The 21,526-nt window shown below is 64.3% G+C and carries 17 protein-coding genes; 15 read left to right on the forward strand and 2 right to left on the reverse strand.

Going from position 1 to position 21,526, the window contains the following annotated elements; all coding sequences use genetic code 11:
• Positions 1-64 precede the first annotated feature (64 nt).
• From AC3E6W_RS08300 to hemW, 8 genes are all read left to right on the forward strand, one after another.
• Positions 65-1,234 carry a ComEA family DNA-binding protein gene (locus AC3E6W_RS08300; RefSeq protein WP_490652841.1) on the forward strand — a complete coding sequence of 390 codons (1,170 nt, stop codon included), beginning with the start codon at positions 65-67 and terminating at the stop codon, positions 1,232-1,234.
• A complete protein-coding gene (locus tag AC3E6W_RS08305) occupies positions 1,234-3,258 on the forward strand; it encodes a ComEC/Rec2 family competence protein (protein ID WP_490652842.1) in 2,025 nt (674 codons plus the stop codon). The genes AC3E6W_RS08300 and AC3E6W_RS08305 overlap by 1 nt, the downstream gene beginning before the upstream one ends.
• Positions 3,259-3,312: 54 nt before the next feature.
• Positions 3,313-4,341, forward strand: coding sequence for a DNA polymerase III subunit delta (gene holA, locus AC3E6W_RS08310; protein WP_490652843.1), 1,029 nt, complete (start codon positions 3,313-3,315; stop codon positions 4,339-4,341).
• Between the two features lie 15 nt (positions 4,342-4,356).
• A complete protein-coding gene (locus tag AC3E6W_RS08315) occupies positions 4,357-4,992 on the forward strand; it encodes a type II toxin-antitoxin system PemK/MazF family toxin (protein ID WP_490652844.1) in 636 nt (211 codons plus the stop codon).
• 261 nt (positions 4,993-5,253) lie between these two features.
• The gene (gene rpsT, locus AC3E6W_RS08320) at positions 5,254-5,517 is read left to right on the forward strand and encodes a 30S ribosomal protein S20 (protein WP_049346199.1); all 264 of its coding nucleotides are present in this window, start codon (positions 5,254-5,256) and stop codon (positions 5,515-5,517) included.
• A 498-nt stretch (positions 5,518-6,015) separates the two neighbouring features.
• Positions 6,016-7,038, forward strand: a complete 1,023-nt coding sequence (locus AC3E6W_RS08325) for a PAC2 family protein (protein WP_490652845.1) — start codon at positions 6,016-6,018, stop codon at positions 7,036-7,038.
• Between the two features lie 96 nt (positions 7,039-7,134).
• Positions 7,135-8,976: a translation elongation factor 4 gene (gene lepA / locus AC3E6W_RS08330; protein ID WP_490652867.1), complete on the forward strand. Its 1,842-nt coding sequence runs from the start codon at positions 7,135-7,137 to the stop codon at positions 8,974-8,976.
• 211 nt (positions 8,977-9,187) lie between these two features.
• The gene (gene hemW / locus AC3E6W_RS08335; RefSeq protein WP_490652846.1) at positions 9,188-10,471 is read left to right on the forward strand and encodes a radical SAM family heme chaperone HemW; all 1,284 of its coding nucleotides are present in this window, start codon (positions 9,188-9,190) and stop codon (positions 10,469-10,471) included.
• Positions 10,472-11,281: 810 nt separating this feature from the next.
• Here hemW and AC3E6W_RS08340 read toward each other — a convergent pair.
• On the reverse strand, positions 11,282-11,680 hold the full coding sequence (locus tag AC3E6W_RS08340; RefSeq protein WP_049334209.1) for a DUF4870 domain-containing protein: 399 nt from the start codon (positions 11,678-11,680) through the stop codon (positions 11,282-11,284).
• A 234-nt stretch (positions 11,681-11,914) separates the two neighbouring features.
• The gene (locus AC3E6W_RS08345) at positions 11,915-12,784 is read right to left on the reverse strand and encodes a DUF3097 domain-containing protein (RefSeq protein ID WP_490652847.1); all 870 of its coding nucleotides are present in this window, start codon (positions 12,782-12,784) and stop codon (positions 11,915-11,917) included.
• Between the two features lie 260 nt (positions 12,785-13,044).
• On the opposite strand from AC3E6W_RS08345, the gene dnaJ reads away from it, so the two are divergent.
• The 7 genes from dnaJ (at position 13,045) to AC3E6W_RS08380 (ending at position 21,161) form a co-directional block, all read left to right on the forward strand.
• Complete coding sequence (gene dnaJ / locus AC3E6W_RS08350; RefSeq protein ID WP_490652848.1) at positions 13,045-14,181, forward strand: molecular chaperone DnaJ; 1,137 nt, start codon at positions 13,045-13,047, stop codon at positions 14,179-14,181.
• A 154-nt stretch (positions 14,182-14,335) separates the two neighbouring features.
• Positions 14,336-15,103 carry a 16S rRNA (uracil(1498)-N(3))-methyltransferase gene (locus tag AC3E6W_RS08355; protein ID WP_490652849.1) on the forward strand — a complete coding sequence of 256 codons (768 nt, stop codon included), beginning with the start codon at positions 14,336-14,338 and terminating at the stop codon, positions 15,101-15,103.
• 82 nt (positions 15,104-15,185) lie between these two features.
• Positions 15,186-16,322, forward strand: coding sequence for a PhoH family protein (locus tag AC3E6W_RS08360; protein ID WP_490652850.1), 1,137 nt, complete (start codon positions 15,186-15,188; stop codon positions 16,320-16,322).
• A gap of 3 nt (positions 16,323-16,325) precedes the next feature.
• Positions 16,326-16,847 carry an rRNA maturation RNase YbeY gene (gene ybeY, locus AC3E6W_RS08365; protein ID WP_490652851.1) on the forward strand — a complete coding sequence of 174 codons (522 nt, stop codon included), beginning with the start codon at positions 16,326-16,328 and terminating at the stop codon, positions 16,845-16,847.
• A 9-nt stretch (positions 16,848-16,856) separates the two neighbouring features.
• Positions 16,857-18,311: a hemolysin family protein gene (locus tag AC3E6W_RS08370; RefSeq protein ID WP_490652852.1), complete on the forward strand. Its 1,455-nt coding sequence runs from the start codon at positions 16,857-16,859 to the stop codon at positions 18,309-18,311.
• Positions 18,312-18,436: 125 nt separating this feature from the next.
• Positions 18,437-19,582 (forward strand): GTPase Era, encoded by a 1,146-nt coding sequence (locus AC3E6W_RS08375; RefSeq protein WP_490652853.1) that lies wholly within the window; start codon positions 18,437-18,439, stop codon positions 19,580-19,582.
• A 148-nt stretch (positions 19,583-19,730) separates the two neighbouring features.
• Complete coding sequence (locus AC3E6W_RS08380) at positions 19,731-21,161, forward strand: LCP family protein (protein ID WP_490652854.1); 1,431 nt, start codon at positions 19,731-19,733, stop codon at positions 21,159-21,161.
• Positions 21,162-21,526: the final 365 nt, after the last annotated feature.

Genomic DNA, 21,526 nt, shown 5'->3' on the forward strand with positions numbered 1-21,526 from the left:
GAGCGTTATCCACAGGCTTTTCTGCGCTCCGGAATAGCCGCGCGCGCAAGCCTAGTGTGGGGGTATGACGAGCATGACCCCCAACCACCGCACTTCCTTTCAGAATCTCCCGCCGCGGGAAGATTCCTCGTCCGAGCGGGCTTTCAACGAGTTCGCCGACGAAGACGTCCCCGCCGAATACGGGTACCACGTGGCAGATTCACCGGGCGTCACCACGCCGACCGGGGTGCCGCCGCGCACAGCGCGCGAACTCATGAACGGCCTGTACCGCACGCCCGGGCGCGCCTCGGAACCTGCGAACCTCGCGGCCCCCGCGGCCCCCGAAAGCGGTGGGCCCGTCGGGCCCAATCTTTCGGGGCGTGCCGAGGCAATTCCGGACTGCGACCGGGAAGACACCGTGCGCCTGGGCAGCGCATCCCGCGCCGAGGATAGCCCGGAGGCCCCCGACGAATCGGGCGCTCTGGAAGAGTGGGACGATTGGGAGGACTGGGAAGAGGCCGATGCGCCCGGCACCACCCGCAGAACGCGCTGGGGCATCTCGCCGCGCGCCCTGGTACTCGTGGCGCTCATCGTCCTGGCGGTCGTCATCTGGGGAGTCTCGCAGTTCTCGGCGGCGCCCCGCAGCGAGCCGGTAGCCCAGGTGCCCGCACCGGCTTCGGGCACCGCGCAGGTGAGCGGGCAGGTGGCGGAAAGTGCGCATCCGACGCCCCAGCCCAGTCAGGCGACCGAGGTGCGGGTGCACGTGGCCGGGGCCGTCAATAACCCCGGCGTGTACACCCTCCCGGCGAACGGCCGCGCCGTGGACGCCATCGCCGCCGCGTCCGGGGCCGCCACCGATGCCGACCTGGATCGGGTGAACCTCGCCGGCGAGCTGACCGACGGCATGCAGCTCTACGTTCCGCGCCGAGGGGAAACCGCCGCTCCGGCGCCCATTCAACCCAACACCGCGCAGGGAGGGGCTCAGGGTACACCCCAGCGAGGAGGCTCACAGCCTCAGCGCACCCTCACCCCCTCCGGCGGCACGGGTACTTCCGCCGCCTCAGCCCCGGTCAACATCAACACCGCGACCGCCGAGCAGCTGCAGAGCCTGCCGCGCATCGGCCCGGCCATGGCCCAGCGCATCATCGCCTGGCGTGAGGCCCACGGCGGCTTCCGTAGCGTGGATGAGCTGGATGCGGTGCCCGGCATCGGCCCGACCCTGCTCGAGACCCTGCGTCCGCTGGTGACGGTCTGATGGCTCGTACTTTGTGCACCCCGGCCCGCGGAGGCAATCGACTGCGTGGCCTTTACGGCAGCCTTCGGCACGGCTGGGCGGTGCAGGCCGAGCGGTGGGCAGAACGCCGAGGCAGCGAGGAGCTGAGAGCCCAGGGGAGCCTCATCCACCTGGACCTGCGTCTCATCCCGGCCACGCTTACTCTCTGGGGGTTCACCGCGTTGGCCCTAAACCGTGGAACATGGTCGGTACTCCACCCGGCGGCGTGCGCCCTTATCGGGGTGCTGGGGTGCCTGGCTATAGCCTTGCTGGCGCCGAGAGGTGGGGCGGATTCGCGCCTCGCGAAGGCACGGGGGCCCTTCCTCTTCCGCCTTGCGGGCCAGGGGGTGCTGGTTGCCTGCGTCATCGTCGCGCAGGCGGTGCTGCTCTGCGCCACGGGGGTGGATGCCTCCCGCGCCACCCTGCACCAGGCTCAGGGCCGGTCCATTCGCCTGAGCGGCGTCGTGGAACAGGTGCGCCCTATCGATCCGCGCACCACCCTGACGGTCATCAGGCTGGAGGAGGTACAGGGCCGTGCCGTGCGGGCCGCGGTCAACGAGCGGGTGCGGGTGTACGCGCGCACGACCTCCGGCAAGACTCCCCAAGACGCGAGGGGAGGCTCGGGGAGTCGGCAGCTGCCACCCGGAACGAGGGTGACGGCTATCGGCACCGTGGAGTTCGGCGAGGGCCCGTTCACCGCGACGGCTCGCCTGCGCGGAACGCTCTTCGCACAGAACAACAGCTCAACGAGCGGTAACCCCGGTGGCGCGGACCCCCGAGGCATACTGACCGGCCTTAAGGAGCGGCTACGAGCCCACGGCCGGGAGGTTCTCGGGGCAGACTCGGCAGCGATCGTTCTGGGCACGGCCTACGGTGACGACTCCCTCATGAGCGCCACAATCCGTGAAGAGTACAAGCTCAGCGGGCTCAGCCACCTGACGGCGGTTTCCGGGGCGAACATCGCCCTCATGTTTGCCGCCGCCTACCGCCTGATGCTACACGTGCGGCCCTACCGCATCGCCACCGGCTATCTGCGTTGCCGCTCCTGGGCCGAGCGGCTGAGGAGGCTGGGAGAGTTGCGGCACGGTATCGCCGGGTGGGGTGGTGCACTCACCCGTCCGAGGAGGCACGACGGCACTAGGCACGCGACGGTCACCTCCACCGACCCGGCACCGAGCGCCACCCTCCCTCCGCTCGTACGCAGGCTGAGCCTCTTGAGCGTCCCGCGCCGGGCCGTGGTGCTCTGCGGCATCGCGGCGGTACTCACCTACGCCACACTCCTGGAGAACGAGGGATCGGTCGTACGTTCCCTCGCCATGGGTCTGCTCGGTGCCTACGCCCTACTGCGCGGCTCGGGTCGCCAATCGCTGGCCGCACTGCAGGTTACCGTACTGGCCTGCCTGCTCTTGGCACCTCATCGCGCCCTGGACGCCGGATTCGCCCTCTCAGTCACGGCCACCGCCGCGCTCATCCTGCTGGGCCCGCCCCTGGCGCGCCTTTTCATGCGCGCCCTGCCGGGATTATGGGCTCACGCGCTTGCAACCCCCATCGTGGCCTCCATGTGGTGCACCCCGCTCATCCTGGCGATGAGCGGTAAGGTGCCGCTCTACGCGGTCCCAGCCAACCTCGCGGCGGCCCCCCTCGCCCCGGTGAGCATGCTCGCCGGGCTGGCCGCCCTGGGATTCCTCGCGACGGGCATGACGCCCCTGGCCGACCTCTGCCTGCGCGTCGGGGGTCTCGCGGCTGCGGGCATCGAACGCATCGCCGTCACCGCGGCCCAAGCCCCCGGAAACCCCTGGGAGCCGGGGAACGACCTCCCTGCGGTGCTCCTGAGCATCGCGGTCGTTGCGGGGCTCAGCGCACTGCTCTGGTGGGCGGATGCGCGCCGCTACCGCACCGTAACCCACCGCCGCTACCTGCGGGTCGTCGCGCGGAGCACCGGCACGCGAGGTACCGACGAAAATATCACCGGCAGAAAGGAGGCAACCGGCGCGGAGAGGCTATGATGGATACTCAGCGGAACCCCGCGAGACAAACCCAACAGAAGGCGAGTGATGAGCGTGGCAGGTCAGCGTACACCCCAGCGTGGCCGAGGAGGATACAGCCGCCGCGGCGGCCCGGCCCTCGACACCGCCTGGCGTACCGTCACGCCCGCGTCGGCCGTCATGCTCTACGGCCCCGAGGAGTACTTCGCCTCCCGCGCCGCGGCACGTCTGCGCGAGCTCTTCCGCGAGGCGCACCCCGAGGTGGACCGCGTGCAGATGAACGCCGCAACCTACACGGCGGGGGAGCTGACCCTGCAGGCGTCCCCCTCACTCTTCGGTTCGGCCAAAATCATTGAGGTGGAGAACGTCGCCTCCATGAGCGAGGACTTCCTCACCGACACACTGGCCTACCTGAAGGCTCCCGAGCCGGACATCATGCTGATCCTGAACCACTCGGGCGGCAACCGAGGCAAGAAGCTCATCGACCTGGTGCGCTCCCAGTTTGTGCTCGTCAATTGCAAGGCGCTCAAAACCAACCGTGAGAAGGGCGAGTTCCTGGCCAGCGAGTTCTCGGCCGCCCGCCGACCCATCACCGGGGGAGCGCTGGCCCTGCTGACCGCCGCTGCATCGGACACCGCCGAGCTGGCCGCCGCCTGCCAGCAACTGCTCGCCGATATCCCTGGCGAAATCACCGAGGAATCCGTGAACCTCTATTACGGCGGCCGTACCGAGGTCACCGCGTTCCGCGTGAGTGACGCCGCCATCTCGGGTAACGCTCCCGAGGCCCTGCGCCTGCTCCGCCACGCGTTGGCCACCGGCACGGAGCCGATTCCGATGCTCGGCGCGCTCTCCATGCGTATCCGCAATATTGCGCGCGTGCACCACGTGCGTATGAGCGCCAACGAGCTGGCGCGCGAGGTAGGCATGGCGCCGTGGCAGGTTGAGCAGGCTCAGCGAGACGGCCGCCGCTTCACCAGCGCCCAGCTGGCGCATATCGTGCAGCTTCTGGCCGATGCCGACGCCCAGCTCAAGGGAGAATCGCAGGATGCGGTGTACGCCGTGGAGCGCGCGGTGTTGGCGATTGCACTGCCCGCCCGCGACTAGTGCATAATGGTGCGCATGCTTGAATTCCTGAAGAAAATTTTCTTTGCCCTGCTGCCCCACCTGCAGGAGGCGGCGGAGGACATGCTCAACGAGGCGGCCTCCTCTAAGGGCTCCGACGGCTCGCACGAATCGAAGGGCGAGGAACGCCGCGCGTCCTCGCAGACTTCGCCCAAGCCGAGCGCCCCGAAGCCTTCCTCGGCAAAGACCAGCGCGCCCAAGCCGTCCGCACCGGCTGCGACCGTCGCATCCGACGGTTCGGATTACCCGGGCGATTACCGCGACATGATTAACTTTGAGTACTCGCCCTCCCTGGACGGCGACGCCGACCCGGGTGAAATCGTGTGGACGTGGGTTCCCTTCGAGGAGGACCACTCGCAGGGTAAGGACCGCCCGGTGATCCTGGTGGGTCGTGACGGTGAGTACCTGCTGGCGCTGATGATGACCAGCAAGGATCACAATAACCGTGAGCACGCCGATTCGAACTACCTTGATATTGGTTCGGGTCCGTGGGATCCGCAGGGCCGTGCCTCTGAGGTGAAGCTGAACCGTGTGATTCGTGTTCGCCCGGATGCGATGCGCCGTGAGGGTGCGATTATGCCGGAGGATACGTTCCGCCTGATTGAGCGTGCGTGGACTCGCCATAACGGCTAACGCCCTGTGCCGGTAGTTTCACCGGCGACTGGTGCCGGTAATCTGCGCCGGATGTGGAGGCTGCGTGTAGCGGTTTTCACAGTATTTTTCTCTCCGCGGGGGTCTGTTGTGGAGGCTGTTCATCTGGTATTATGTGTGGTTGAGTGTCCGATGGTCATCGGGCACTGCTGGCCGGTTGCCATAGGCATCCCCACGCCGCTCAGTCGATGATCGGCCAGCGTCGCCCTCACCGACCAATAAGACAAAACAGAAAGTTTAATTGTGGCTAACATTAAGTCTCAGAAGAAGCGTATCCTCACCAACGAGAAGGCTCGCCTGCGTAACAACGCTGTAAAGTCCGAGCTGAAGACCGCGACCCGCAAGGTCAAGGCTGCTGTTGAGGCACAGAACCAGGAAGCTGCTGTTGAGGCTCTGCGTTTTGTGAACCGTAAGCTGGACAAGGCTGTTTCCAAGGGTGTTCTGCACAAGAAGACCGCTGCAAACAAGAAGTCCGGTCTTGCTGCGCTGGTAAACAAGGCTTTCTAAAACTTGCGGGGTGCGTGAGTACCTCTCTGGTTTAAGGGCAGAGACCCCCTGTGTTCCCCCTCCTCTAAGGGGAACGCAGGGGGTCTCTTTTTCGTGTACACTTGGGGTTAAGGAGTTAAACGACCCCTCTGAAACCCTGAGCCTCACCTATTGGTGCGGCAATAATGCTCGGGCGGCCGCGGCTTTTGTGCTTCGGTCTAGAAGACCTCGGGGGCACCACCGGTTAACTCCTTATAACTTTTGTGAAAGGCATCCTGCTAAGTGGCAGGGTGCCTTTTGCTATGCCCGCACGCTGTGGTTTTATGACGCACAGATTCGGGGAGGCGCCCGCCCGGTGACGAAACCGCTTGCGGGTCGCGGAAGAGCCCGTATAGTGGGAACTATCGGCGGTACTGCACACCACCCGCGCCCTAGCAATAGTGCCGTACAGACGGCACCGGGGGACTGAACACCGCCGATACACACCACACAACCACCGACCACGAGCTAAGGACAACGATGAGCCAGCCGAACTTCCCGCCCGCCCGACTTTTTGACGCTTTCGCCAAGCCCGCCTCCACAGAACAGCCCGCGAAGAAGGGACTGCTCGGCAAGCTGGGCCTGGGCGAATCCTCCGAGGAGGACAACTACACGACCGTCATGCTGGTCGGCTTCAACTCCGCGAAGGAACCCCCGGGCAACGGCGAGGACGCCCTCGACGTGATTCACCGCGCGTTCGACCCGTGCGATGAGAGCCCCGGCTTCGACATGGACGACTTCTACGACTACGGTTCCGTCGCCCCGCAGCTACAGAACAGCGACGACTCCGAATCCACGGTCCTGGTGTGGCCCAAGATGTTCTACAACATGGTCACCATCCCGGAACGTCGCCTGCGCCTGCTCGTGGTGACCGGCCCCGCCCCCAGCCTGTGCATGCGGCGGTTCATGACCCGCTTCTTTAAGTACGTGAAGAAACTCCACGTGGATCACGCCATCTTTGTTGAGACCTTCGAAGATCAGGTGGCGCACACCCGTCCGTACCCGTACACGCTGACCACTCACGACGAGAAGCTGGCGGCAATCCCCGGTATTCTGCACGAGTATTTCACCGGTTCTACCTCGGTGACGATGGCGATGTCTGCGCTCGCCGCCGAGCACGGCCTGCCCTCATCGGTCATGCTGCGTATGAGCATCCCGGGGTATCTGAGCTTTGACCAGCAGAACCCGCGCGCGGTTGTGAGCCTGATCGAGGCGCTGGAGGTCATCCTCGGTATCAAGGTCGAGTCTGAGGAGTACGACCGCCTGCGTACCCACGCTGATGAGTGGGAGGCGGAGCTCGCCGAAGAAATGGCGAAGGACTACGAGAAGGTTGAGCTAGTGCGTGAGATTGAGCAGAAGATGGATTCGACTCTGCGCACTGTCTCCGGCGAGGTGATTGCCGAGGATATTGAGGGCTACCTGGATTCCCTCAGCGGCGCATCCGAGGCCGAAAACCCGGCAGACGGTGGTGCGGGAGTCGCGGAGGATTCTTCGGAACGCTAGGTCTGTTCGCGCATCGGCCGCGGGTATGGGAAAATGATAGGTAACTATGCCCATACCCGCAGCCAGCATCTCGAAAGGATGATGTGATTGGCACCCATGTCGAAGAACCCGCCCGTTCCGGCGGCGACCGACCCCGCGATTATTCGCAACTTCTGCATTATCGCCCACATTGACCACGGTAAGTCCACCCTCGCGGACCGCATGCTGCAGGCCACCGGCGTGGTTGCCCCGCGCGATATGAAGGCGCAGTACCTGGACCGCATGGACATTGAGCGTGAGCGCGGCATCACCATTAAGTCTCAGGCCGTGCGCATGCCCTGGGATGTTGACGGCACCTCCTACGCGCTGAACATGATTGACACCCCCGGCCACGTGGACTTCACCTACGAGGTTTCCCGCTCCCTGGCCGCGTGTGAGGGTGCGCTTCTGCTCGTGGACGCCGCCCAGGGTATTGAGGCTCAGACCCTGGCTAACCTGTACCTGGCGATGGAGAACGATCTGACCATCATCCCGGTGCTGAACAAGATTGACCTGCCCGCAGCTCAGCCGGATAAGTACGCTGAGGAGCTGGCGAACCTGATTGGTTGCGAGCCGGACGAGGTTCTGCGCGTATCGGGTAAGACCGGTGAGGGCGTTGAGGCTCTGCTGGACCGCATTGTGGAGGCGATTCCCGCCCCGCAGGGTGATGCATCCGCCCCGGCGCGTGCCATGATTTTTGACTCGGTGTACGACTCGTACCGCGGTGTGGTCACCTACGTACGTGTTGTGGACGGTAGCCTGCAGCCGCGTCAGAAGATTAAGATGATGTCCACCGGCGCTGAGCATGACCTGCTCGAAATCGGCGTGATTTCCCCTGAGCCCGTGCCGTCGAAGGGTCTAGGCGTGGGCGAGGTGGGTTACCTCATTACCGGTGTGAAGGACGTCCGTCAGTCCCGTGTGGGTGATACCGTTACTTCCGCCGCGAAGCCCGCCGAACAGTCCCTGGGCGGTTACGAGGACCCCAAGCCGATGGTGTTCTCTGGCCTGTTCCCGATTGACGGTTCGGACTACCCGGCGCTGCGTGACGCGCTGGATAAGCTGAAGCTCAACGACGCCGCGCTGATTTACGAGCCGGAAACTTCTGCCGCTCTGGGCTTCGGTTTCCGCTGTGGCTTCCTGGGTCTGCTGCACCTGGAGATTGTGCGTGAGCGCCTGGAACGCGAGTTCAACCTGGACCTGATTTCGACCGCACCGAACGTTATTTACGACGTGGTGGATGAGGCCGGCAACGCTAAGCGCGTGACCAACCCGAGCGAATTCCCCGAGGGCAAGGTCGCGACCATCCGCGAGCCCATGGTGGCGTGTACGATTATTGCCCCGAGCGAGTACATTGGCGCGATCATGGAGCTGTGCCAGTCTCGCCGCGGCCAGATGGGCGGCATGGATTACCTCTCCAAGGACCGCGTGGAGATGCGCTACCGCCTGCCCCTGGCGGAGATTGTGTTCGACTTCTTCGATCAGCTGAAGTCCCGCACCCGCGGTTACGCGTCGCTGGACTGGAAGTTCGACGGCGAGGAAGAAGCCGACCTGGTGAAGGTCGACATCCTGCTGCAGGGTGAGAAGGTGGATGCGTTCAGCGCCATTACTCACCGCGATAAGGCGTACTCGTACGGCCTGATGATGACCTCGAAGCTGCGTGAGCTGATTCCTCGCCAGCAGTTTGAGGTGCCGATTCAGGCGGCTATCGGTTCGCGTATTATTGCCCGCGAGAACATCCGCGCGATGCGTAAGGACGTTCTGTCGAAGTGTTACGGTGGCGATATTTCGCGTAAGCGTAAGCTGCTGGAGAAGCAGAAGGAAGGCAAGAAGCGCATGAAGATGGTTGGTCGCGTGGAAGTCCCGCAGGAGGCCTTCATTGCGGCACTGTCTTCGGGCGAGGAGAAGGAAAAGAAGAAGTAGCCTTCGCCGCTTCGTAGCTTTTCCGGCTGTGTGCCGACCTGTTTGTGTGGAGAACCCGGCTGGTGCCTCGTGTACCGCCGGGTTCTCTGCACGCTGTCTGTTTGCCACCCGCCCGTTGATGCGCCCCGCCCGCTGATGCTACCCGCGTAGCCGTATGCGCGGTGCCCATATTTGATCCCCCCGACCTCTACACCTAGTTCCAGGAGGCAGAATGCCCGCCCAGCCCACCGGCGCCCCCGCACCCCGCGACGGGCGCATCCCCGCCACCAGCGCGGCAGGATGCGAAAACCGCGACTTCAGCCTCTACGTACACATCCCCTTCTGCTCCGTACGCTGCGGCTACTGCGACTTCAACACCTACGCCACCGAAGACTTCGGCGACGGCATCGGCCTCGGCACCTACGCCGACGACGCCATCGCAGAAATCCTCTTCGCCGCCCGCACCCTCGAAGCATCCGGCGTCGCAAAACGCCCCATGCACACCGTCTTCTTCGGAGGCGGCACCCCCACCAAACTGCCCGCCCGCGACCTCGTACGCATCCTGCAGGCAGCCATTGACGTCTTCGGCCTCGTCGAAGGCGCAGAAGTCACCACCGAAGCGAACCCCGACTCCGTGACCCGCGAAGACCTGCAGACCCTCAAGGAAGGCGGCTTCACCCGCGTCTCCTTCGGCATGCAGTCCGTCGTGCCCGAGGTGCTACAGGTACTCGACCGCACCCACACGCCGTCGAACGTACCGAAGGTCGTCGCCTGGGCTAAGGAGGTCGGCCTGCAGGTATCCGTGGACCTCATCTACGGTTCGCCGGGGGAGAGCCTGCACCAGTGGGAGCAAAGCGTTCGCGCCGCAATCTCCTACGAGCCCGACCACATTTCCGCGTACTCGCTGATCGTGGAGGACGGCACCAAGCTCGCCGCGCAGATTCGCCGCGGCGAGTACACCATGCCCGACGAAGACCTCATGGCGGACATGTACCTGCTCGCCGAGGAGCTCCTCACCGAAGCCGGCTACAACTGGTACGAGGTGTCCAACTACTCGCGTAGCGAGGACACCCGCAGTGACCACAACCTCGCCTACTGGCGCAACCAGGACTGGTGGGGCATCGGCCCCGGCGCGCACTCGCACGTGAACGGTACCCGCTGGTGGAACGTGAAGCACCCGGTGCCGTACGCGCAGAAGGTGCGTGCGGGGGAGTCCCCGGCGGCGGCACGCGAGGTGCTGGACACCGCCACTCGTGCTTTTGAGACGATTATGCTCATGATCCGTGTGCGTGAGGGCTTGGCGATGCGCGAGCTGCTCGCCGTGCACGATGAGGTGCAGCTGGGTGCCTCCCTGCGCTGGCTCGTCTCCCAGGGGCTCATCGAACCGGATGCGCTCACCGCCTCCGCCGAGCCCGACCCGGATGCGCACGTGCGCCTCACCCTCAAGGGTCGCCTGCTCGGTGACGCCGTGACGCGCGAGCTACTGCCGGAGGTCTCGGAGGCCGCCGAAGACTAAACGCTCGGGGAAGGAGGCGCCCGCCCCTCTGACACCTACCCCGGACGCCGGGGGAGGCGGCCTCGTTTCGCCGAACCCACGTGCCGCCGGGTGTGCCAGAAGAGAGACGCGTGGGGTGAGGAAGGGCTACCTGCCCGCGTATTCGCTGAGTTACACCGGGCCGCGCGAATGTTGCGAGAAAAAATTTAAAATTTTTTCTGAGGGATTTTTGGCCGCGTATCGGTGGGCTTTGGTGTGGAATCTTTGGGTTTGATTCGGAAATTTTCGCTGGACTAGCTCAAAGGTATGTGGGTTTTTAGTGGGTTTTCGTGAGGTGCCGATCACCGGGTTTTGGAAGCCGCCGCAAAGGCCTAAAAACTTTCTCCAAAGAGCGTTTCTCAAGTTGTGGTTGAAGGTTAGGCTGTGCCATAATAGTTCACGGCAGGACGGTATATGTCTAACAGCGTGTTCTCGTCTTTGCTGAAGTTGAGTGAATACGGTTGTGGGCTCCTGGCAACAGGGGCCCACGATCGTTTAACAACGATTTCCAGCGGGGTCGTTTAGTGCCCTTACGTGCCTCTCCCGGATTCGCGATAGCCTCCGCCGGTTCGCGGGCGGCACGAAACTGACTTAATGGCCCAACGTGCAGACTCGATGGGGGAGCTGACTCGAGAGGCGAGCCGACGGGCACCGAAGACGCAGACTTAAACGATAGGGGCCCGCACCGAGTGGTGCGGGCCCCTTAAGTATTCAAATTAAGTATTCAAAATGCGGTGCGGCGTTCGTGAACGCAACCGGTTCGGCGTTAGTCGCCAGACCTGGCGCTTTAACCTAGTTGCTCTTCACCACGCGGTCGAGCAGGCGCGGGTTCACGCGGTAGCTGTACGGCTCACCGCGATTAACCTCAATGCCGGCGCGTACCGAAGCAATCGCCATGAACAGCCACACGAGCATCCCCAGCACCAGGGCAATGTTACCCAGGCCGGGCACAAAGCCCAGGATGAAGCAGACAACAATCAGCAGAGAGGGCACGAGGGTGAAGTTCATGGCCTCGAAAGCTTCCTGCTCAGCGAAGGGTGCGTTACGGCGGCTCACGTAGAACACCGCGGCGGAGGGAAGAATGCCGAGAATCCCCCCGAAATGCGCGAGAGTCGCGCGGTTACGGTCCTGAATCACGCTAATCTTGCGGGTTTTCTGAGGCCCGGTGGTCGGGCGTGCGTCGTTAGTCACGAAAATCCTGGTTCAATCGAAGTATCTTGTGGTGGTCACCGTCGAACGGCGAATCCGCCCGAATGGGGCGAACCGTGTGGGTGGTGACGGCCCTTGAGTGTAGTGAAGCACCGCCGCGGCTCAATGGAGCGGCCGCATCGGTGCTCCACCATTGTACCGCCTCAAGCCAGCCCCGCCGGCGGTTAATGCGCTGGATTGCAAGGTTCTGAGCAAACTCACATCCGCACAGCGCGGTTACGCGCCGGGCTCGGTGAGAAAGTCGATGAGCGACTCCACCGGCCCCAGCAGGGTCGGGTCCAAATCGGCGTAGGAATCCACCCGCGAAAGAATGTGCTTCCAGGCCTGCGCCACATCCGCCTGCGTCTCGTGCGGCTGGCCCAGGCGGCGCAGCGTGCCCTTCTTGAAGTCCTCGCCGCGCGGCACCTGCGGCCAGGCCTTCAGGCCCAGAACCGAGGGCTTGACCGCCTGCCAAATATCGATGAACGGGTGGCCCACAATCTTCACGTGCCCCGCCGCACCCGGCACGGCCAGCGCCTCCGCGACGATGCGCTGTTCCTTCGTGCCCTCAATGAGGTGATCCACCAGGATGCCCAGGCGGCGGCCCGGGCCCGGGGCAAACTCGCGCACCGCGCCGGCCAGGTCGTCCACACCGTGCAGCGGCTCCACCACGATGCCCTCAACGCGCAGGTCGTGGCCCCAAACCTTCTCCACCAGCTCGGCATCGTGCAGACCCTCAACCCAGATGCGGGAGGCACGCGCAACCCGTGCGGGGGCGTTCTTCACGGCGATGGAACCCGAACGAGAAATCGTGCGCTTGGGCGCCTTCGCCGGTGCCGGAGCGATGATTTCAACGGGCTCACCCTCAATCAGGTAGCCGGTGCCGAGCGGGTAATTCTTCACGCGACCTTTGGCGTCCTCCAGACCGAAGAAGATAGCACCGCCGATGCGTTCGGCGCGCACCACCTCGCCCACCCAGCCGTCCACGCTCTCGATGAGCAAGCCTCGCTGCAGGGGAACCTTGCGGGCGGGCGGGACCTTGCGGCTCAGGCGGTCTGCGTTCAGATCCTGTGCGCCCCAGCCGTAGGGGGAGTGGTGGGTACTCAAGGTATTCTCCTTCGGATGGTGCGGACACGACCGGTTAGGTGGGCGGGAAGACGGCGCCGGATGCGCAGCACAGCGCCGCGCCCAATAACCGCCGCCGGGCCGCAGGCACGCCGCGGATTAAGCGGATAGCGGGAGCGGCCCCTTTCAGCCTAGCCATTGTATCGGCTCGCGTACACTATCCCATAGAATTGATACGACTGTGGTGGCGGCGCACTCATCGAGCGCCGTCACCATCTTGAGAGGAACAGGAACACAGACACATGAGCCACTACGAGACTCTCGGCGTATCGAACGACGCCAGCCCCGAAGAAATCAAGAAGGCCTACCGCAAGAAGGCGCGCCAGCTCCACCCCGACGTGAACCCCTCCGAGGACGCTGCCGAAGAGTTCAAGCGCGTCACCCTCGCCTACGAGGTGCTCTCCGACCCCGAAAAGCGCCGCAACTATGACACCACCGGCGACGAACAGGGCCGCGCAGGCTACCCCGGAGGCGGCGGCTACCCTGGCGGCGGATTCAGCGGCTTCGGCGGTTTTGAGGACCTGCTGAACATGTTCACCGGCGGCGGCGCGGGCGCACGCGGCCCCGCATCCCGCGTGCGTCAGGGCCAGGACGACCTGATTACCGTCTCCATCAGCCTTCAGGACGCCGTGTTCGGCGTCGAGAAGACCATCGAGCGCCGCTCCGCCGTGACCTGCAAGTCCTGCAACGGCGAAGGTACCGCCGAGGGCACCCAGCCCGAAACCTGCACCACCTGCGCCGGCCACGGCTACATGCAGCGCCGCGTACAGTCCATCCTCGGCACCGTCATGCAGCAGGTCGAATGTCCCGACTGCCACGGCTACGGCACCGTCATCAAGACCCCCTGCCCCGAATGTCACGGCCAGGGCCGCGTGCGCGAAGACGTGCCGCTGACCTTCACGATTCCCGCCGGCGTGCACGACCAGGCACGCATCCGCCTGCGCGGCAAGGGCGAGGCCGGCCTGCACGGTGGCCCCAACGGCGACCTGTACGTCGACCTGAACGTCAAGCGCGACAAGTACTTCAGCCGCGAGGGCGACAACCTGGTCACCACCGTGAACATCCCCATGGCCGCGGCGGCACTGGGCACCGTCATTCCTCTGAAGACCTTCGACGGCGACCAGGAAGTCAGCATCCCCGCCGGCACCCAGAGCGGCGACACGATTACCCTCAACGGCCTGGGCGCAACCGTGCTCGGCACCGAACGCCGTGGCGACCTGCTCGTGCGCGTTCAGGTGACGACCCCGACCGACCTGACCGAGGAACAGCGCGAGCTGCTGCGCCAGTTCGCGGCCCTGCGCAACGAGCCGCTGAACGAAGGCTCGCAGGTCAAGCAGCGCGGTGGCCTGTTCTCCCGCCTGAAGGATCAGTTCAAGTAAATCTCTGTAGCGGATGCGGTACCCGCCGGGCCTTTCCGGTGGGCGCCGCATCCGCCGCGTTTACGCGGAGCCGGCCCCGAGACGGCGACCGCGCCTCGCAGCCGCGTCGAACCGCACCTCCCGCACGAAGCACCGCCCGAACCCAAGGAGCACCATGAGCGCCCCCATCTTCTACATCAGCGCCGAAGAGTACGAGACCCTCACCCCCGGCGCATCCTTCGAGCTGGACGGCCCCGAGGGCAAGCACGCCCTCGTCAAGCGCATGGAAGTGGGGGAGAGCATCGACCTGGGTGACGGCACCGGCCGCCGAGCCGTGGGCACCGTGCACTCTCTGACCGACCGCGGTGTCATCGTGCGCGTGGAGCAGCTCCGCGAAGAACGCACCAGCCCGCGCATCTACCTGGTGCAGGCGCTCGCGAAGGACGGTCGCGACCTGCTCGCCATTGAGACCGCCACCGAGCTGGGCGTGTACGGCGTGCTGCCGTGGAGCGCGGACCGTTCGATTGTGCGCTGGAAGGGAGAACGCGCCGCCAAGGCGCACACCAAGTGGCAGAACACGGTGACCGCCGCGGCGAAGCAGTCGCGCCGCGCGCTCATTCCCGAGGTGTACGACCTGTACAGCACCACCGACTTGGTGGAGCTTATCGAGGAGGTCACCGGGCAGGGTTCTGCTGTGTTCATCCTGCACGAGCAGGCGACCGAACGCCTGAGCGCTCAGGCCGCCAAGCTTGCGGGCGGGGAGAACCTGCCCGAAGAAATCTACCTGCTCGTCGGCCCCGAGGGCGGCATCAGCGACCGCGAGGTGCAGCTCCTCACCGAGACCGGCGCACACCTGGCGCTGCTGGGCGACGAGGTGTTGCGTTCCTCCACCGCCGGGTCCGCCGCCATGTGCACCCTGAACGTGGTGCTGGGCCGCTGGTAGAGCGCCGCCGCTAAACCCGGCCGGGGCGTGACGCATCACGCACATCTATACTTGTAAATACATCACTAGCCAAGGAGCCCATATGACTACCTCCCGACCGCTGTCGACCGCACGCACCGTATCCTTCAAGAGCGCCGCAGAGATGATTGCGGTGCTCGGCCCGCAGGACGCGCATCTGGCAATTATCGAGGACTACTTCGAGCAGATTAGCCTGCGCCCCAAGGACCTGGACGTGCTCATCACCGGCCCCTCCGAGGCCGTCAACACCGCCGCAAAGCTGCTGAACGAGCTGCGCGTGCTCTCCAGCCACGACACGCAGATTACCGTTCAGGTGATCCACCGCCTCATGGGCATGCTCGGTGACGAACTGAGCAACCCGGCGCACTCGCTGTCTACGAGCATCCTGTCCACCCGCGGCACCACGATTCGCCCCAAGACCATTAACCAGAAGAAGTACGTGGACGCCATCGACTCGAACACCGTGATCTTCGGTATCGGCCCGGCGGGTACCGGTAAGACCTACCTCGCCATGGCGAAGGCTGTGCAGGCGCTGCAGAGCCACGAGGTGAACCGCATTATCCTCACCCGCCCCGCCGTGGAGGCCGGCGAGCGTCTGGGCTTCCTGCCCGGCACCCTCAACGAGAAGATTGACCCGTACCTGCGCCCGCTCTACGACGCGCTGCACGACATGCTCGAGCCCGAAACCATCCCCAAGCTCATGGAGGCGGGCACCATTGAGGTCGCACCGCTAGCGTACATGCGCGGCCGCACCCTCAACGACGCGTTCATCATCCTCGACGAGGCGCAGAACACCACCGCCGAGCAGATGAAGATGTTCCTGACCCGCCTGGGCTTCGGCTCGAAGATGGTCATTACCGGCGATATCACCCAGGTTGACCTGCCCGGTGGCGCCGCCTCCGGCCTGAAGCAGGTGCGCAACATTCTGCAGGGCGTGGAGGATATTCACTTCAGCATCCTGGAATCCTCCGACGTGGTGCGCCACACCCTGGTCTCGAACATTGTCTCCGCCTACGACCAGTGGGGCGAGGACCAGAAGGCCATGGAACGCAAGCGTAACCGCAAGGTCAAGCGCGCCACCATCGAGGCCGCGGCCGAGAAGCTTCTGGACCGCGCGGGCATCAACGGCGGCTCCGAAAAGAACGCCGAGAAGGGCCAGGCCGACGCCGACAACGCACAGACCACCCCGGAAGGACGCTAAACGGTGGCAGAGATTGAATTCGACTGCGAAGAGCCCGCAACCGGTGCTGACCCGGCAACCGACGCGTTCGTCCGCGAATCCTTCGAGGCGGTAGACACCGAGGTGCTCACCCGCCTCGTCGAGCACGCTTTCAAGCGCATGCACCTTGCCGATGACACCTACCTGTCCATCGCCATCGTGAATGAAGACGAAATGGAACGCGTGCACATCGAGTGGATGGACCTGCCCGGCCCCACCGACGTGATGAGCTTCCCCATGGACGAGCTGGAACCGGGAACCCCCGAAAACCCCTCCAGTGGCATGCTCGGCGACATCATCCTCTGCCCGCCCGTTGCCTCACGTCAGGGCGCGGACGCGGGCCACAGCACCCTGGATGAGCTGTGCCTGCTCACCACCCACGGTATTCTGCACTGCCTCGGCTACGACCACGGAACCGCCGAAGAGGAAGCCGAAATGTTCGGTATTCAGCGTTCGATTCTCGAAGAGTTCCTGGGCCGACCCGCACCGGTCGAGACCCGACACTAGGGGAGCGGCATGGGTATTTTCATCTCGATTCTGCTGGCTGTCGTGGCGCTCGGCTTCACGGTGGTGGCCGCAATTGCCGAAACCGCTTTCACGTACCTGCCACACAACGAGGCGGAAGAAGCCGTGGAGGCGCATCCCGGCACGCTCGGCGCACACGTTCTGCAGCGCACCCTCGACGGTGACTCCGAGGTGTACACGCACCCGCTGCGACTGACCCGCCTCATCGCGGCGGCGGCCGCGGTGCTAGCAACCATGACTTTCTGGCTGGAGCTCGTGGACGTTCAGGTCCTCGCGGCGTTCCTGACCCTCGTGCTGGTTGCCTTCGTCGGCTACCCGGTGCTACACGTGCTGGCGCGCTCCGCGGGGCGCAACCGCCCGGTTTCGTCGATTCGCGTGCTGGCCCGCCCGGTGCATTACCTGTCGAAGCTGCTGACCCCCGTGACCGGCCTGCTCGATCACCTCGCGACGCGCATCGCCCCGGCCCGCGAGGCAGAGGCCCCCGCTGGCGTGTTCGAGGAAGAGGAGCTACGCGAGTTCTTGGAGCGAGCCTCCGACGCCGAGACCATCGAGGACGACGAGGCGCAGATGGTGCAGTCCGTGTTCGAGATGGACGACCTGCGCATCCGCTCGCTCATGGTGCCCCGCACCGATATGCTCACCGTGGGTCGCGACGTGCCGCTGCGCGAGGCGCTGAGCCTGTTCCTGCGTTCGGGCTACTCCCGCATGCCGGTGATTGGCGATTCGAGCGATGAGATTCTGGGCGTGCTCTACCTCAAGGATTCGATGCGCGCCTACATTCTGCACTCCGAGGCCCCCGAGGGTACCCCCATGCCGACCCTGGTGGAGGTCATGCGCCCGGCCCGATTCGAACCCGAGACGAAGCGCGCCATGGACCTGTTGCGCGATATGCAGCGCGAGTCCACGCACGTGGCGATTGTGGTTGATGAGTACGGCGGAACCGCCGGTCTGGTTACTCTGGAGGACCTGATTGAGGAGCTGGTCGGCGATATCTCTGACGAGTACGACCACGAGCGCCCCGAGTACACGCTGAACGATGACGGCACGTTCCGTCTGTCGGCTCGTCTGGGTATTGATGAGCTCGGCGAGATTTTCGGTATCGACCTGGAGGATGAGGACGTCGACACGGTCGGCGGCCTGCTCGCCAAGCACCTGGGTATGGTACCGATTGTTGGTTCTGAGATTGAGATTGACGGCATTCATATTCGTGCGATTGGTTCGTCGGGCCGCCGCCACCAGGTGGATATGCTGCAGGCCTGGTACGAGCCGCCTCGTGATGAGCAGGAGAACGCTGAGGGTTCCTCAGAGGCTCATTCTGCTGAGGTTGCTGACCTTCTCACCGTGGATACCGAGCCGCCCGCTGTGGCTGAGCCGCATGCGCATCCGGATCTTCCGGGAGATATTGCAGAGGCTGAACCGGCAACCGATCAGCACGGCAACCGCTAGATATCGAACATAGACGCCGCAATTTCCCTAACACACTTTGAGCCAGCCGCCCCGCCCCGGAAGGCGCAGGCAGATGAGGCTGGCACCCCATACACCCCGCACGGGGTTTGACAAGGAGAAACACAATGGACCAGGAGTACACCCCGCTCGATTTGAGCGCTCTGGACTTGAGCACCCCGCTGCCGACCTACCCGGCGGATTTCCGTTCGGGTTTCGCGTCGCTGGTGGGCCGCCCGAATGCGGGTAAGTCTACTCTGACGAACGCTATGGTCGGTCAGAAGGTGGCTATCACCTCGAACCGTCCGCAGACGACCCGCCACACGATCCGCGGTATTGTGCACAAGGACGAGTACCAGCTGATTCTGGTGGACACCCCGGGTATTCACCGCCCCCGCACTCTGCTGGGTGAGCGCCTGAACGACCTGGTGGCCGGCACCCTCTCGCAGGTGGATGTGCTGGGCTTCTGCATTCCGGCAAACGAGAAGATCGGCCCGGGTGACCGCTACATTGCCTCGCAGCTGGTGGCTTCGAGCAACAAGCCGGTCGTCGCGATTGTGACCAAGGCCGATACCGTGAACTCCGACGAGCTGCGCGAACAGCTGCTGGCCGTCGAGGCCCTCGGCGAGGAGGTCATGAGCGCCGAGCGTGCCCAGCGCGCGAAGCGTGCGGCCCACCGCGCCCAGAAGAAGGGCGGCAAGGGCGGTAAGAACGACTCGACCCCCTTCGCGAAGGGTTCCGGCCCGGCAGCACAGCGCCGCGCCGGCGAAATCTCCGAGCCGATGCCCGTAGACGGCAAGGGCGGCTGGGCGGCCATCATCCCGGTGTCCGCGATTCAGCACTTCCAGGTGGATGCGGTCGCCGACCTGCTCTCGCAGTACGTTCCGCTCTCCCCGCCGCTGTACCCGGAGGGTGAGCTGACCGATGAGCCCGAGGCAACCCTCATCGCGGAGCTGGTGCGTGAGGCTGCCCTGGAGGGTGCGCGTGAGGAGTTGCCCCACTCGATTGCCGTGACCGTTGAGGAGATGGAATTCCGTGAGGGCCGCCCGGCGGATAACCCGCTGCTGGACGTGCACGTGAACCTGTACGTGGAGCGCGAGTCGCAGAAGTACATCATCATCGGTAAGGGCGGCTCGAACCTGCGCAAGATTGGTACGAAGGCCCGCGAGCAGATTGAGGCAATGCTCGGCACCCGCGTGTACCTGAACATCCACGTGAAGGTTGCTAAGGAGTGGCAGTCTGACCCCCGCGCCCTGAACCGTCTGGGCTTCTAGGCCAGCCGCCCGAGAGGGGGTCGGTCACCCGGAGAACGCCGCCTAGTCCGCGTCTTTCGGGTGACGTGCGCCCCTTTTCTTTTCGGCGCTCATAGCGAAGAATGTTACTCTGAGAAAATACTTGCTCACCGGCAGAAAGAGAATAGGTATGCCCCAGGCACCTCGCCTACGAAGCACCGGGCGCCATATGCGCACCTCGGTGATGACCTCGAAACGTAATCGCTGGATTGCCCTGCTGACGGCCTGCATGCTCGTCATCGTTGTTGGTTTCGGCGGCGTATTCGCCCTGCGTATGCGCAACAACCTGCACACGCAGGAGCTGAACATCAGTAACTATAAGGACGGCCTGGAGAACGGCGCGCTGGACATCCTCATCATCGGCTCCGACACCCGCAAAGGCAATAACGGGGCCTACGGTGACGAGGAGGACCGCAATTCTGAGGCTCGCGCGGACGTCATGATGCTCCTGCAGATCAGCAAGGACCGCAAGAACGTGAACGTGCTGTCCTTCCCCCGCGACCTGATGGTTTCGGTACCGCAGTGCACCGACCCGGATAACGGCACCGTCTACCCGGCCGAGGATAACGTTCAGATCAACGAGTCGCTCTCTCGCGGCGGTGCGGGCTGCACCGTGGCGACCATTAGCAAGCTGACCGGTGTGAACATCGACCACTTTATGCTGGTCGACTTCAACGCCGTGAAGGAGTTGTCGAAGGTTGTTGGCGGCGTTCAGGTTTGTGTGGACGCTCCGATTGATGACGAGTACAGCGGCCTGAAGCTTCCCGCGGGTACTTCCACCGTTGAGGGTGAGCAGGCTCTTGCGTTCCTGCGTAGCCGTCACGGCTTCTCGGATGGTTCCGATATCGGTCGTATTCAGGCTCAGCAGGGCTTTATGGCCTCGCTGCTGCGCAAGGTCAAGAGCGAAGGAACCCTGTCGAACCCGGGCCGCCTGGCAAGTATCGCCGAGGCGATTACCCAGAACGTGACCGTTGACAAGGGCCTGGGCAATATCGGCACCCTGATTGGTGTGGGCGCAACCCTCGGTGGCGTGGACCTGTCGAACGTGGTGTTTGCGACCGTGCCGACCGAGCCGTGGACCCAGGACTCGAACCGACTGCAGGTTTCCGAAGCGGCCAATAATGTCTTCCAGCGTCTGCGCGATGACAAGTCGCTGAAGGAAGAGGAAAAGCCCGCAGAAGCAGCCCCGGCGGTTCAGCTGAATCGTGAGACCCCGGTGAGCGTGTACAACGCGACCGGCCTGGAGGGCCGTTCCGCCACGATCGCCTCGGTGATTGAGGGCTTGGGCTACACGAATGTTACTCCGGGTACTTCGGCTACTCCGACGAACTTCACCACGGTGTTCTACTCGACCGGTTACGAGGCTGAGGCTCAGGAGATTGCCGGCAAGCTGAACGTCACCCGCGTGGTGGCAACCGAAGAGGTTCAGGGCGTGTCGGTGACTATCGGTACTGACTTCCCCTCGGGCGAGGCTATGGAGAAGCAGGAGGCGGCCATCGCGGGTAACGCGAGCGGCCAGACCGCCGACCAGAACAAGTGCCAGACCGCCTTCGCCTTCTAGACACCCTACGGGGTTGTCTCCGGTGAGTGAAAGGGGGGCGCATCCGCCAATGCGGTGGGTGCGCCCCCCTTTCGTATGCCCGGGCGTATGACCGCGTGCGTGGCCGGGTGTATGACCGCGTGCAGGCGTAGTCGTCGACCTCGTGTTCTTCCAGATGATGGACGGGCCCGGCCGCGCCGGCGGTAATCTTTCGCGGGCTGTGATAGCGTGGAGGCATGACCACTTACGGTGAGAGCATGAGCGGCGCGCACCGCACCGCAGTAAACCTGCTGCTTATTCGCCGGAACGGGGCACGCTAGAATCTGCCGCGACCGTTCCGGCTTTTTGACGCGGCATCTCACCAGCATCGATACGATGCACCGCCT

This window comes from Rothia sp. SCPM-O-B-18226 (M350) (genome assembly GCF_058213595.1).

Excerpts from the sequence above, each read along its gene's own strand:
- lepA (WP_490652867.1), top strand. The coding sequence starts at position 7,135 with ATGTCGAAGAACCCGCCCGTTCCGGCGGCGACCGACCCCGCGATTATT.
- AC3E6W_RS08315 (WP_490652844.1), top strand. The coding sequence starts at position 4,357 with ATGCTTGAATTCCTGAAGAAAATTTTCTTTGCCCTGCTGCCCCACCTG.
- AC3E6W_RS08300 (WP_490652841.1), top strand. The coding sequence starts at position 65 with ATGACGAGCATGACCCCCAACCACCGCACTTCCTTTCAGAATCTCCCG.
- AC3E6W_RS08370 (WP_490652852.1), top strand. The coding sequence starts at position 16,857 with ATGGGTATTTTCATCTCGATTCTGCTGGCTGTCGTGGCGCTCGGCTTC.
- AC3E6W_RS08380 (WP_490652854.1), top strand. The coding sequence starts at position 19,731 with ATGCCCCAGGCACCTCGCCTACGAAGCACCGGGCGCCATATGCGCACC.
- AC3E6W_RS08355 (WP_490652849.1), top strand. The coding sequence starts at position 14,336 with ATGAGCGCCCCCATCTTCTACATCAGCGCCGAAGAGTACGAGACCCTC.
- hemW (WP_490652846.1), top strand. The coding sequence starts at position 9,188 with ATGCCCGCCCAGCCCACCGGCGCCCCCGCACCCCGCGACGGGCGCATC.
- AC3E6W_RS08305 (WP_490652842.1), top strand. The coding sequence starts at position 1,234 with ATGGCTCGTACTTTGTGCACCCCGGCCCGCGGAGGCAATCGACTGCGT.
- AC3E6W_RS08325 (WP_490652845.1), top strand. The coding sequence starts at position 6,016 with ATGAGCCAGCCGAACTTCCCGCCCGCCCGACTTTTTGACGCTTTCGCC.
- dnaJ (WP_490652848.1), top strand. The coding sequence starts at position 13,045 with ATGAGCCACTACGAGACTCTCGGCGTATCGAACGACGCCAGCCCCGAA.
- AC3E6W_RS08375 (WP_490652853.1), top strand. The coding sequence starts at position 18,437 with ATGGACCAGGAGTACACCCCGCTCGATTTGAGCGCTCTGGACTTGAGC.
- AC3E6W_RS08360 (WP_490652850.1), top strand. The coding sequence starts at position 15,186 with ATGACTACCTCCCGACCGCTGTCGACCGCACGCACCGTATCCTTCAAG.